Here is a 12,390-nt window from a genome sequence, read left to right as displayed (position 1 = left end):
CGCCGCCGCCTTACCCGGCGGCGGGCGCGCCGCGCGTCGCGAACTGGGTCCGGTACAGCTCGGCGTACCGGCCGTCCGCCGCCAGCAGCTCGGGGTGCGTACCGCGTTCGACGATCCGGCCGTCCTCCACCACCAGGATCAGATCGGCGGCCTGGACCGTCGACAGCCGGTGCGCGATCACCACGGCCGTGCGGCCCGACAGGGCCTCGGCCAGCGCCTCCTGCACGGCCGCCTCCGAGGTGGAGTCCAGGTGGGCGGTGGCCTCGTCGAGGATCACCACCCGCTGCCGGGCCAGCAGCAGCCGGGCGATGGTCAGCCGCTGGCGCTCCCCGCCCGACAGCCGGTAGCCGCGCTCGCCGACGACGGTGTCCAGGCCGTCCGGGAGGGCGGTGACCAGGGTGTCCAGGCGGGAGCGGCGCAGGGCCTCCCACAGCTCGTCCTCGCCCGCCCCCGGCCGGGCCAGCAGCAGGTTGGCCCGTACCGACTCGTGGAAGAGGTGGCCGTCCTGGGTGACCATGCCGAGGGTGTCGCGGATGGAGTCGGCGGTGAGGTCCCGCACGTCGACCCCGCCGAGGCGGACCGCGCCCGCGTCGGCGTCGTACAGCCGGGGCAGCAGCTGGGCGATGGTCGACTTGCCGGCGCCCGAGGAGCCGACGAGGGCGATCATCTGGCCGGGCTCCGCGCGGAAGGACACGTCGTGGAGGACCCGGGTGCCGCCCCGGGCGTCGAGCACGGCCACCTCCTCCAGGGAGGCCAGGGACACCTTGTCGGGGGAGGGGTAGCCGAAGGAGACCCGGTCGAACTCCACCGACACCGGGCCGTCGGGCACCCGGACGGCGTCCGGCTTCTGGGCGATCAGCGGCTCCAGGTCGAGGATCTCGAAGACCCGCTCGAAGCTGACCATGGCGCTCATCACCTCGACCCGGGCCCCGGCGAGCGCGGTCAGCGGGGCGTAGAGCCGGGTCAGGAGCAGGGCGAGGGCGACCACGGACCCGGCCTCCAGGGTGCCGCGCAGCGCGAAGTACCCGCCCAGCCCGTACACCAGGGCCAGGGCCAGCGCGGAGACCAGGGTCAGGGCGGTGATGAACGCCGACTGGGCCATCGCCGTACGGATCCCGATGTCGCGGACCCGGGCCGCGCGGGCCGCGAACTCGGCGGACTCGTCCGAGGGCCGTCCGAACAGCTTCACCAGGGTCGCGCCCGGCGCGGAGAACCGTTCCGTCATCTGCGTGCCCATCGCCGCGTTCAGCGCCGACGCCTCCCGCTGCATCCCGGCCATCCGCGCGCCCATCCGCCGGGCCGGCAGCACGAACACCGGCAGCAGCACCAGCGCCAGCAGGGTGATCTGCCAGGAGATGGTGAGCATCACGCCCAGCGTCAGCAGCAGCGTCACGATGTTGGAGACCACCCCGGAGAGGGTGTTGCTGAAGGCCCGCTGGGCGCCGATCACGTCGTTGTTGAGCCGGCTGACCAGCGCACCCGTCCGCGTCCGGGTGAAGAAGGCCACCGGCATCCGCTGGACGTGGTCGAAGACCGCCCGGCGCAGGTCCAGGATCAGCCCCTCGCCGAGGGTGGCCGACAGCTTGCGCGTCAGCAGGCCCAGCCCCGCCTCGGCCACCGCGATCACCGCGATCAGCAGCGCCAGGCGGACCACCTCGCCCTCGGCCCCGTGCCCGACGATGGTGTCCACGATCCGGCTGGCCAGCAGGGGAGTGGCCACCGCCAGCAGTGCGCCCACCACGCTCAGCAGCAGGAAGAGGGTCAGCCCGCGCCGGTGCGGGCGGGCGAACGCGGCGATCCGGCGCAGGCCCGCCCGGGAGAGCGGGCGGCGGTCCTGCTGGGCGTTGATCGCACTGTGCAGCGAATGCCAGGCGGTGACTTCCATGTCCATGCCCCCACGCTAGGACCTCAACCGGACTTCAGGTCAACGGATCCGTCCGCACTCACCCCGAGGTGTGGTCAACTCACGTTTTGCCAAAGGAACTTCGCCGCCGCCAGGCCCTGTCGGCGCCCGGTGGCATCATCGGGGAATGACGCAGTCACCGCAGTCATCACAGCCGGACGACCCCGCCCGCCAGGGCGCCGACACCGTACTGCACCGCTTCGGCACATGGGCCCGGCGGACCCCGCGGGCACCCGCGCTCATCACCGGGGACGAAACCGTCCCCTACTCCGTGCTCGACGCGGAGTCCGACCGGCTGGCCCGGCACCTGACCGGCGCGGACCTGCCCGCGAACGGCCTCGTCGCCCTCGCCCTGCCCCGGCAGCGCGAGCTCGTCACGGCCCTGCTCGCCGTGCTCAAGGCCGGCGGGACCTACGCGGTCCTCGACGTCGCCGACCCGCGCGGCGGCAGGCGCCAGCTCGCCGCCCTCGCACCGGACCTGCTGATCGCCGGCCCCGCCGACGCGGCCCGCCTCGACGCGGGCAAGGGGCTGCGGGTCCTGCACCCCGGCGAAGGCGCCGACGGCACCGCCCCGCCGCACCCGCTCCCGCCCGCCCCCGGCCACGGCGGCGCGGCCGTGCTGTTCACCGGAGCCGCCGCCCCGCGCCCCGTCCCCGCCGGCCCCGCGCTGCTCCTCGCCGCCCACGAAGCCTGGGCGGAGGTGGCCCGGCTCACCCCCGGCGACCGGCACCTGTTCACCGCCGGACCCGACACCACGCCCTTCGCCGCCGGCTGGACCCGGGCCCTGTGCTCCGGAGGCGCCCTCGTCCTGCCCGAGAGCGCCGCCTGGCTGCCCGGACAGGTCCGCCGCGCCGTCCGGAAGGCGGAGGTCAGCGTGGTCCACACCGACCCGGCCGGTGCGGTGGACCTGCTGTTCGCACAGGAGCCCCCGACACCCGCCGCCGTCCCGTTCCGCCGGGAGCCGGACGCCGAACTCCGGTCGCTGAGGCTGCTCGCCGTCAGCGGCGACCGCCTCTACCTCGACGAGCACAGCGCCCTCCAGGACCGGCTGCGCCCCGGAGCCCGCGTCCTCAACGTCTACGCCCTCACCGAGGCCGCCGGCACCGGCGCCTGGTTCGAACTGCCGCAGCTGCCCCGCCCGCTGGACGGGCCCGAGCGGATCTCCCTGCTCGGCACCCCCTTCCCCGGCTGCCGGGTCCGGGTCCTCGACGGGCAGCTCGCCGTGGACCCGCCCGGCGGCGGGGAGACGATAGCCACCGGCGACCTCGGGGCGCTGCGCCCGGACGGGCTCCTGGAGTTCGGCGGCAGGGCCGCCGACCGGATCGAGGCCGCGGACGGCACCCGGCTCGACCCCCACCCGCTGGAGTCCGAGATCCGCGCGCACGCCTCCGTGGGCACCGCCCTGGTCGCCCGCGTCGCCGTCACCGGGGGCGGGCACCGGCTCGTCGCGTACCTGTCCCCGCCGCACGGCCTCCCGGCCGAGGTCCTGCCGGACACCGCCCGGCTCAGGGAGCACCTGTCGGGAAAGGTGCCCGCCGGATCGGTCCCGCGCGCGGTGGTCCGGGTGCGCGCCCTGCCGCGCACCCGCGCCGGCCGCGAGGACCGGACCCAGGTGCCGCAGCCGCCGCTGCTCCTGGCGCCCGTGCCCGGGGGCCGGGGAGGCGGCAAGTACGGGGGAGCACGGGCGGCGGGCGGGACCGAGGAGGTCGTGCCGCTCGCCTTCGCCCTCGGCTGCGGCGCCCCGCTGCTGGGCCTCCTCGCCCGGATGTTCACGGGCGTCATCTGGCCCGGCTCCACCGACCTGACCGGCGTCCCGAACCCGTGGGCCCTGCTCTTCTGGATCCTCTACCTGTGCGAGAGCCTCGCCTTCGGGGCCGGGGTGGCGTTCCTCTTCAGCGGCCGCGGGCCGATGCTGGCCCAGCGGCGCGGGCGCGGCATCACCACCGCCGCCCACCTGGCGATCGCGTACCTGCTGATCGCCTGGTGGCCGCAGGACAACCTCTACCGGCTGGCGGCCAAGCAGGACTGGCCGCGCCAGGCCGCCCTGGTGTACGCCTTCAACGTCCCGCTGATGATCGCGGCCCTCGTCGTGGCCGTCTACGCGACCCGGAAGCCGCGCAGCCCCTTCGACTTCGACGACTGACCGCCGGCGGGGGCGGACTCCGGGCCGGGGCCGAAGTCCGCCCCGGAGTCCGCCCCGAAGTCGTCGCCGGCCGCGCGGGCCCGCTCCCGCACCAGAGCCTCGGCCGCGTCCAGCGCCCGCGCACCGCGCGCGGCCACCAGCACGCCCAGCCACGGCTCCGGGTCGAACGCCCCCGTCGGGATCGCCGGCACGAACACCGCCCCGAGCGCGGCGCAGCCCCGCACCAGCTCCGCGCAGAGCGCCTCCACCTGCGCGTCGGGCAGCCGCGCGCCCAGCTCCACCCGGTCCGCGATCCGTACGAGGTGCCCCGCGCCCCGCAGCTCGTCCAGCCGGGCCGCCACCATGAAGGCCGCCGACGGGCCGGTCAGCCGCAGGTTGGCCTCGGTCGGCGCGAGCCGCCCCGCCGCGTCGGTGACGAAGTCCACGTCGAACCAGCCCCGGTGGCCGGCCGCGGCCAGCTCCCGGCCCACCGCCGCCCCGAACGCCAGCAGCGGCCCCGCCAGGCGGTCGGGCACCACCCCGGGGCCGACCGTCGCGCCGCGGTAGCCGCCGCCGGCCACGTCCATCACCGCCGCACCGACCTCGTGCGGCCGGCCCGCGCCGTCCACGAACCCGTCGTAGGTCAGGTCCCGCGGCAGGCGCTCGTCGGCCGGGCCGTGCACGTACTCCTCCAGCAGCAGCGGCCCGCGCGGCAGCCGTCGCAGCACGGCCCGGGCACCGCCCGCCGCCTTCACCTCCCCGGGGGTGACCACCGTGGTGCCCGAACCGCCGACACCGTGCTCCGATTTGAGAACGGTGCTCTCGCCCGCCCGGGACCGCGCCGCCAGCCGCCGGACGGCCGCCCGCCGGGTGCGCGCCCGCCACTGCGCGGGCAGCGTGATCCCCGGGTGCCCCCCGCCCGCCAGGATCCGCCCGAACAGGGCGTGCGCGGCCGACTTCGACTCGTACCGCAGCCCCTCCGGCCGCCACGGCAGGCCCGCGAGCCGGGCGTACGGCCCGGTCAGCCCCCACGGGACGAGGGGCGGCCCGCCCTCCGTCAGCCGCCGGGCCAGCGCCGGCCGGGCCGCCACGGCCTCCGACAGCCCGGGGCCCCGCTCCGCGAGCCCGTCGTACACCTCGACCTCCGGGTCCCAGCCCAGCTGCCGGCCGACCAGGGCGACCCAGCCGGGGGGCACCGCGCGCGGCAGCACCAGCGCCGCCGGGCGGGGGCTGTAGAAGGCGGCGAGGCAGGCGTAGTCGTGCGCGGCGCGCTGCCCGGGGTCGAGGGAGGCGTCGGCGAACTGCGCGTTGAACTCGGCGACGTTGCCCACGTGCACCGCCGGGACCCCGCCCGTCCACGCCCGCGCCCAGCCGGCGAGCGGAGCCGGCGCGGCCTCGAACCCCACGAGGCCCTCCGGGGCCGCGCCGGGGCGCTCCACGGCGCCCATCGCCCGGTAGAACCCGGCCGCGTGCGGATCGGCGTCGACCAGCAGCCGGCGCACGCCCAGGGCGGCGGCCCGGCGCAGCACGTCCCGGTACAGCAGCCGGCCGGTGCCGAGTCCGATGGCGGAGGGCTCCACGAAGAGCAGCCCCAGCCGGGCGGCCGGCCCGTCTCCCGCGTCTCCCGGCCCGTCTCCCGGTCCGTCTCCCGGTCCGTCCCGGACGTCGTCCAGGGAGGCGAGGCCCAGCAGTTCCCCGCGAGCGTTTTCGGCCACCGCGATCCGCCGGGCGGCCAGCTCCGCCTCCCGTACGCGCAGCTGCGGCGCGCACGCCGCGAGGAAGGCGGCGTCGTACCCCCAGTACGCCTTCGACCGCATCACCAGCGCCGTCAGTGCCTCCGCCTCGCCGGGCCGCGCGGCCCTGACCTTTGCCATTTCCTGACCTCCCCATGGCCCGGGGCGGGGCCGTGCGATAGATTCGGCCTCCCCACGGCGCCGACCCGGCCCGTTCCGGGCCATCCTTTCCCACCCACGCGGAGACAGGCTTCTCAATGAGCGACATCGTCAACGGACTTGGCCGTACGAGCGCCTACGGTGCCCTCGGTCTGGTGCTGCTGATCCTCGGCATCGTCCTGGTGGACGTGCTGACGCCCGGGAAGCTCCCGAAGCAGATCTGGGAGGAGCGCAACCGCAACGCGGCCCTCCTGCTCAGCTCGGCCCTCCTCGGCATCGGCGGCATCGTCTTCACCTCGATCTGGACGACCTACGAGGACTTCGGCAAGGGCCTGCTGTCCACCGCCGCCTTCGGCGTGCTGGGCCTGGTCCTGATGGCCGTGGCCTTCCTGGTGCTCGACCTGGTGACCCCGGGCAAGCTCGGGGCCATCGTCGTCGACCCCGAGCCGCACCCGGCCGTGTGGGTCACCGCCTCCTGCAACCTGGCGGTCGCCGCCATCGTGGCCGCCTCGATCGCCTGACCGGCACCGGGCGCGCCCGGACCGCACGACGAGAGCGCCGCTCCCCACCGGGAGCGGCGCTCTCGTCGTTCCGGCGCGCCGTGCGCCGCGTCCTACTGCCGGTACCCGCTCAGGAAGCGGCCGATCCGGCTGATCGCCGCGTCCAGGTCGTCGGCGTACGGCAGGGTCAGGATCCGGAAGTGGTCGGGGCGCGGCCAGTTGAAGCCCGTGCCCTGGACCACCTGGATCTTCTCCCGCAGCAGCAGGTCGAGCACGAACCGCTCGTCGTCGTGGATCGGGTGCACCTTGGGGTCGATGCGCGGGAACGCGTACAGCGCGCCCTTCGGTTTCACGCAGGACACACCGGGGATCTCGTTCAGCTTCTCCCAGGCGCGGTCGCGCTGTTCGAGGAGGCGGCCGCCGGGGCCGGTCAGCTCCTTGATGGACTGGCGTCCGCCGAGCGCGGCCTGGATGGCGTACTGCGCCGGGGCGTTGGCGCACAGCCGCATGGAGGCGAGCATGGTCAGCCCCTCCAGGTAGCTGCGCGCGTGCTGCCGGGGGCCGCTCACCACCAGCCAGCCCGACCGGAACCCCGCCACCCGGTACGTCTTCGACAGCCCGCAGAAGGTGAGGACGACCAGGTCGGGGGCGAGGACGGCGGCGCTGTGGTGGACCTCGTCGTCGTACAGGATCTGGTCGTAGATCTCGTCGGCGAAGACCATCAGCCCGTGGCGGCGGGCGAGTTCGAGGATGCCCTCCAGGACCTCCCTGGGATAGACGGCGCCCGTGGGGTTGTTCGGGTTGATGATGACCACGGCCTTGGTGCGGTCCGTGATCTTGGACGCCATGTCCTCCAGGTCCGGGTACCAGTCGGCGGACTCGTCGCAGACGTAGTGCACGGCCTTGCCGCCCGCGAGGGTGGTGACGGCGGTCCAGAGCGGGAAGTCCGGGGCGGGGATCAGGATCTCGTCCCCGTCCTCCAGCAGCGCCTGGACGGCCATCGAGACCAGTTCGGAGACGCCGTTGCCGAGGAAGACGTCGTCCACGGTCACGTCGGTGAGGCCGATGGCCTGGTAGCGCTGGACCACGGCCCGGCGGGCGGAGAGCACGCCGCGCGCGTCGGTGTACCCGTGGGCCTTGGGGAGCATCCGGATCATGTCCTGGACGATCTCCTCCGGCGCCTCGAAGCCGAAGGCGGCCGGGTTGCCGGTGTTGAGGCGCAGCACGCTGTGGCCGGCCTCCTCCAGCGCGTTGGCGTGTTCGATCACCGGGCCCCGGATCTCGTAGCAGACCTCGCTGAGCTTGCTCGACTGCCGGAACTCCATGCCGTGCCCTCCCTGTTCCCGTACCGCGGACTTCCTGCTTGGTTTTACCAAGTGAGAGCTTGGAAAGTCCAACATGTTGTCTAGACTGCGCTGCATGTCACCTCGTCAGCCACGCCGTCGAAGCTACGACCAGTACTGCGCCTCGGCCCGCGCCCTGGACGCCGTCGGGGACCGCTGGACCCTGCTGATCGTCAGGGAGCTGCTGGCCGGCCCCCGCCGGTACACCGACCTCCACGCCGACCTGCCCGGCGTCTCCACCGACGTACTGGCCGGCCGGCTCAAGGACATGGAGGCGCAGGGCCTGGCCACCCGCCGCAAGCTCCCGCCGCCGGCGGCCGCGACCGTGTACGAGCTGACCGCACGCGGCGCCGGACTGCTGCCCGTGCTCACCGCGCTCGCCGAATGGGGCGCCCCCGACCTCGCCGAACGCCGCCCCACCGACGCGCTGCGCGCCCACTGGTACGCGCTCCCCCTGCTGCGCCGCCTCCCGCCGACCGGAGTTCCGGCCGTGGTCGACGTCGTCCTCGACGAGGGCGTGTTCCACGTCCGCCTCGGCGCCGACGGCCCGGCCGGCAGCGGCGGTCCCGTCTACGGCGACGGGCCCGCCGACGCGGCCGACGCCCGCCTCGTCCTCGACGCCGACACCTGCCGGGAACTCGGCGAGGGCGCGCTCGGCATGGCCCAGGCCCTCCGGGCCGGCCGCCTGCAGGTGCACGGCGAAGGCCCGGCGGCCGCCGCGCTCCGCGGGGACACCCCCTAGGCCAGCCCCAGCGCGAACACCGCGAAGCCCGCCGCCAGCAGGCCCGCCACGGCACGGCGCACCGCAGGGGCCCGGCGGCCCCGGGCCGGGACCGGGGCGGCCTCGAACCGGCGGGCGTACCGGGCGATGGCGACCAGCAGCACCGCGAACACCGGCATCCACGCCGCCCGCGCCGCGATCCAGCCGATGGTGTCGGGCGCCGTCGTCAGCCCGGGCACGGCGCCCGCGAGCGCACCGGGGACGGCCGCCGCCAACATCGCGGTCTGGTGCCAGCACAGGATGGTCATCGCGGACAGGTTGACCACCACCACCGGCGCCCACAGCGCCGGCCGGGCCAGCAGCCCCGCCAGCCGGTCCCGCAGCAGGACCGCCGCCCCCGACTGCGCCGAGGCCAGCGCCAGCACCAGCAGCGACGGCGGATGCGAGTTGGTCCGCGCCTCGCCCGGCACCCCGACCATCGACGCCGGGTAGTGGAAGACCAGCAGCAGCAGCGCGAACAGCGCCGTCCCGCCCGCCAGCAGCAGCCACGCGCCGCGCCGCCCGATCCGCCGCCCGCCCCACGCCACGCCCAGCTGGTACGCGAACAGCCAGCCCGGCAGCACGTTCAGCACGGACAGCCAGGACGGCACCGACCCGGACAGCGGCCCGTACCGCAGGAAGTCCACCACCGCGACCGACCCGAGCAGCGGCGCGGCCGCCCACCCGCCGAGCCGTTCGGCCGCCCGCACGCAGTACGGGGTCAGGGCCGTCACCACCGCGTACACCCCGACGAACCACAGGGGCTGCACCACCAGCGTGGCCCCCGTCCGCAACGTGGCCTCCGGCACGCCCGCCGCGTACAGCACGGGCGCGGCCAGCGCCCACACCGCCGTCACCCCGAGCACCGGCCGCCCCAGCCGGACCATCCGCCCCTTCAGCCACGCCCCGGCCGAGCCGGTGCGGCGGCCGAAGGAGAGCGCCGACGCGTAGCCGCCCACCAGGAAGAAGACGCCGAGCATCTGGAGCACCCAACTCGCCGGGGCGAGGGCCCCGAAGGCCGACAGCGGGCTCGCGTTGTGCAGCCCGCCGTCCGCGTCGAGGGTGAAACCGCCGAGCAGCCAGTGCCCCGTGGGCACCGCCAGCAGGGCCAGGGCCCGCAGGCCGTCCACAGCCCGGTCCCGGTGGGCCGGGGTCCGCCGGTCGATCCGTTCCGCCGCGCCCCGCAGCAGTGCCGCCGCGCTCATCGGACGTCCCCCTTCGCGATCGCGGCGAACGCGGCCAGGGACCGGGTGCCGGGCACGAAGTAGCCGGTGTGGCCCCGGACGTCGCCGGCCGGCACCCGGCGCGCGCCGAAGGCGGGGGAGGCCGGGTCGGCGCCGTGGCCGAGGCCCGCGAACTCGACCTTCGGCACGTCCGCGATCCAGTCGGAGGGACCCCGGGCCGCCCACACGCGGGCCCGGGTGCCGAGGCCCGCGGCCGTGTCCGCCCGCATGCCGGGGGAGCCGAGGGCCACCACGTCGGTGGCGTCCGTGTGACGGGCCGCCAGGCCGCAGACCACGGAGCCGTAGCTGTGGCAGAACAGCACCGGGTCGGGCGCCCCGACCGCGTCCAGCCCGGCGGTGAACCGGGCCAGCCGGACCGCCCCCGCCTCGGCCAGCCGCCCGGTCGCCGCGTCCAGGCCCACCCCCACCGGGGTGGTGTACCCCGTCCACGCGACGACGGCGGTCCCGTCGCCGGCGGCCGCCCGCAGCGCGCGGGCCATCCCGGCCGGCCCGGTGTGCGGCGCCCGTGCCGCGTCGTGCGTGGCGGCGTCGTTGTCCGACCCCGGTACGACCACCGAGACGTGCGCCGCGCGCTCCAGCTCCCCGAACACCTCGGCGACCTGCCCCCGCCCGCGCGGGTCGAAGGCCAGGATCTGCCGGCCGGGCCCGGCGAGGGAGGCGTAGCGCGCCTCGCCCGTGGCGAGGACGGCCAGCCGGTTGGCCTCGTACCGCAGGGGGAGCGGCGCCCCGTCCAGATTGCCGACCACGAGCGGGTGGGCCCGTACCAGCTCCCGGCGCGCGTCCCCGTCCAGGGCGGCGAAGAACCGCGCCACCTCGTACGGGGTGGCCGCCTCCGGATCGGGCAGCGCCCGCCCGCCGACCGACCCCGCCCGCCAGGCGGCACTCCCGGGCGGCGGCCCGGTCACGGCCGCCAGGCTGTCCCCGGCGGCCCACCCGGCGGTCCCGGCGACGACGGCCACCGCCAGCACCGCCGCGACGACCGTCCTACGGAAGCGGCGCATGCCCCTTCCCCCTCTCCTCGAACCGGCCCCCGTGCCGGGCCGTTGACGAGGAGGAAGGTAGGAAGGAGGTACCCGCCCGCACGTCGGACCGTGGAGCCAAGCCGGATGTCATACCCCGGTAGGGGGTGGAGGAGACCCGGACGCGCCGAGGGGGCACCCGCGGGCGCATCCGGGCCGGTGTCGCGGCCGGGTGCGCTGCGGGTGCCCCCTCGGGGACGGGGTGCGGGGCCGTCAGCGGGCGGCCGCCTCCAGGAGGACGTCGACCAGGCGGTCCGCGGCGTCCGGGCGGCCGTACGCGCGGGCGCGGTCGGCCATGTAGGCGCGGCGGTCGGGGTCGGTGAGGAGCGGGCCGATCGCGTCGGCGAGGCTCTGGGCGGTGACCTCGCCGAGCAGGGCGACGGCGGCGCCCGCGTCGGCCAGGTGCTGGGCGTTGTGCGCCTGCTCGTTGCCGGCCGAGGTGGCCAGCGGGACGAACACCGCCGGCTTGCCCAGCGCGGTGAGCTCGGCCAGCGTTCCCGCCCCGGACCGGGACAGCACCACGTCGGCGAGCGCCAGGACGTCCGGCAGCTCCGGGCCGACGAAGCCCGTCACGTGGTAGCGGCCCTGGAGGACCGGGTCCAGGCCGGCGGCCGCGAAGCGCAGCTCGTCCACGTTGGCCGGGCCGCACTGGTGGATCACGTTCGCGTGGCTGAGCAGCCACGGCAGCACCTCGCGCACCACGCCGTTGATCTGCTGGGCGCCCTGCGCGCCGCCGGTGACGTAGACGGTCGGCAGCCGTCGGTCGAAGCCGGTGAGGTTCAGCGCGTGCACGGCCTTGTCGGGGTGCCCGGACAGCACCTCCGGGCGGACCGGGTTGCCGGTGACGACGGCGCGCTCGCGGACCTCGGCCGGCAGCAGCGGCAGCGAGGACTCCGAGGACACGGCGATGCGGGTGGCCGACCCGGCCAGCTTCCGGTTGGCCAGCCCGAGGCGCACGGTCTGCTCGTGCAGCACCAGCGGGCGCTTGCACATCCGGGCCGCCAGACCGGCCGGCACCGCGACGTACCCGCCGGTGGCGAGCACCACGTCCGGGGCGAACTCGGACACGATCGTCCGGGCCTGGGCCACGCCGAGCGGCACCTTCGCCATGTCCTTCATGTTCGCCGCGGACAGCATCTTCAGCGGGTTCGCCGAACGGCGGATCTTCCCGGTGGCGACGGTCCTGAACGCGATCCCCTCGGCGGGGGCGACCCGGGCCTCCAGGCCGTCGGCGGTTCCGATCCACAGCACGTCGAGGGTGCCGCCGGCGGCCGCGAGACGGCCCTGCAGGGTACGGATCGCGGTCAGGGCGGGGTAGGTATGCCCACCGGTCCCCCCGCCAGTGACGAGCAGCCGGAAGGAACGGGGAAGCGCGGAAGAAAGGTTCACCCGGCCACCCTAACCGCCCTGCCGGGGCGGGCCGCGGCGCCGGGTGGCCCGACGCCGACCGGACCGGCGGACACCCCCGCCGCCAACTGGAAGGAATGGGGCCTATGCTGCTTTATCGGCCGCCAGCGCCGCCCTGGTCGAGCGGTCGAGCGGTCGAGCGGTCGCGCAGCCGCGCCCCCCGGGGGTGTCCTCACCGCCCCGTCCCGGGTCCCGGCGTA

General features: G+C 75.9%; 9 protein-coding genes. 3 read left to right on the top strand and 6 right to left on the bottom strand.

Annotated features, from left to right (window positions below):
* Positions 1 to 10 precede the first annotated feature (10 nt).
* On the bottom strand, positions 11 to 1,891 hold the full coding sequence (locus ACQKM2_RS35100) for an ABC transporter ATP-binding protein (RefSeq protein ID WP_427717022.1): 1,881 nt from the start codon (positions 1,889 to 1,891) through the stop codon (positions 11 to 13).
* Positions 1,892 to 2,030: 139 nt separating this feature from the next.
* Between ACQKM2_RS35100 and ACQKM2_RS35095 the strand changes: the two genes are divergently transcribed.
* Positions 2,031 to 4,046: an AMP-binding protein gene (locus ACQKM2_RS35095; protein WP_427717020.1), complete on the top strand. Its 2,016-nt coding sequence runs from the start codon at positions 2,031 to 2,033 to the stop codon at positions 4,044 to 4,046.
* On the opposite strand, the gene ACQKM2_RS35090 is transcribed toward ACQKM2_RS35095, so the two are convergent.
* Positions 4,001 to 5,899, bottom strand: coding sequence for a GNAT family N-acetyltransferase (locus ACQKM2_RS35090; protein ID WP_427717018.1), 1,899 nt, complete (start codon positions 5,897 to 5,899; stop codon positions 4,001 to 4,003). The genes ACQKM2_RS35095 and ACQKM2_RS35090 overlap by 46 nt on opposite strands.
* A 116-nt stretch (positions 5,900 to 6,015) precedes the next feature.
* Here ACQKM2_RS35090 and ACQKM2_RS35085 point away from each other — a divergent pair, with 116 nt between their 5' ends.
* Entirely contained in the window at positions 6,016 to 6,438 is a 423-nt protein-coding gene (locus ACQKM2_RS35085) for a DUF350 domain-containing protein (protein WP_125819052.1), read from the top strand.
* A gap of 92 nt (positions 6,439 to 6,530) precedes the next feature.
* Here the strand turns inward: ACQKM2_RS35085 and ACQKM2_RS35080 are convergent, their stop codons facing one another.
* The gene (locus ACQKM2_RS35080) at positions 6,531 to 7,742 is read right to left on the bottom strand and encodes a pyridoxal phosphate-dependent aminotransferase (protein WP_362471282.1); all 1,212 of its coding nucleotides are present in this window, start codon (positions 7,740 to 7,742) and stop codon (positions 6,531 to 6,533) included.
* A gap of 94 nt (positions 7,743 to 7,836) precedes the next feature.
* Between ACQKM2_RS35080 and ACQKM2_RS35075 the strand changes: the two genes are divergently transcribed.
* Positions 7,837 to 8,502, top strand: a complete 666-nt coding sequence (locus ACQKM2_RS35075) for a winged helix-turn-helix transcriptional regulator (protein WP_427717016.1) — start codon at positions 7,837 to 7,839, stop codon at positions 8,500 to 8,502.
* Here ACQKM2_RS35075 and ACQKM2_RS35070 read toward each other — a convergent pair.
* The 3 genes from ACQKM2_RS35070 to ACQKM2_RS35060 form a co-directional block, all read right to left on the bottom strand.
* Positions 8,499 to 9,725, bottom strand: a complete 1,227-nt coding sequence (locus ACQKM2_RS35070; protein WP_427717014.1) for an acyltransferase family protein — start codon at positions 9,723 to 9,725, stop codon at positions 8,499 to 8,501. The genes ACQKM2_RS35075 and ACQKM2_RS35070 overlap by 4 nt on opposite strands.
* Positions 9,722 to 10,765, bottom strand: coding sequence for an alpha/beta hydrolase (locus tag ACQKM2_RS35065; protein ID WP_427717013.1), 1,044 nt, complete (start codon positions 10,763 to 10,765; stop codon positions 9,722 to 9,724). Before ACQKM2_RS35065 ends, ACQKM2_RS35070 begins: the two co-directional genes overlap by 4 nt.
* Positions 10,766 to 10,996: 231 nt before the next feature.
* Positions 10,997 to 12,172 (bottom strand): UDP-N-acetylglucosamine--N-acetylmuramyl-(pentapeptide) pyrophosphoryl-undecaprenol N-acetylglucosamine transferase, encoded by a 1,176-nt coding sequence (locus ACQKM2_RS35060; protein ID WP_427717011.1) that lies wholly within the window; start codon positions 12,170 to 12,172, stop codon positions 10,997 to 10,999.
* Positions 12,173 to 12,390: the final 218 nt, after the last annotated feature.

It is taken from the genome of Streptomyces sp. NPDC004126 (genome assembly GCF_050275515.1).
Taxonomy (GTDB): Bacteria; Actinomycetota; Actinomycetes; order Streptomycetales; family Streptomycetaceae; genus Streptomyces.
The sequence above is the reverse complement of the archived record's forward strand: the minus strand, read 5'-3'. Positions and strand labels throughout refer to the sequence as shown.

Coding starts and splice junctions, on each gene's coding strand:
- ACQKM2_RS35075 (WP_427717016.1), top strand. CDS start 7,837: ATGTCACCTCGTCAGCCACGCCGTCGAAGCTACGACCAGTACTGCGCC.
- ACQKM2_RS35095 (WP_427717020.1), top strand. CDS start 2,031: ATGACGCAGTCACCGCAGTCATCACAGCCGGACGACCCCGCCCGCCAG.
- ACQKM2_RS35085 (WP_125819052.1), top strand. CDS start 6,016: ATGAGCGACATCGTCAACGGACTTGGCCGTACGAGCGCCTACGGTGCC.
- ACQKM2_RS35100 (WP_427717022.1), bottom strand. CDS start 1,891: ATGGACATGGAAGTCACCGCCTGGCATTCGCTGCACAGTGCGATCAAC.
- ACQKM2_RS35065 (WP_427717013.1), bottom strand. CDS start 10,765: ATGCGCCGCTTCCGTAGGACGGTCGTCGCGGCGGTGCTGGCGGTGGCC.
- ACQKM2_RS35070 (WP_427717014.1), bottom strand. CDS start 9,725: ATGAGCGCGGCGGCACTGCTGCGGGGCGCGGCGGAACGGATCGACCGG.
- ACQKM2_RS35080 (WP_362471282.1), bottom strand. CDS start 7,742: ATGGAGTTCCGGCAGTCGAGCAAGCTCAGCGAGGTCTGCTACGAGATC.
- ACQKM2_RS35090 (WP_427717018.1), bottom strand. CDS start 5,899: ATGGCAAAGGTCAGGGCCGCGCGGCCCGGCGAGGCGGAGGCACTGACG.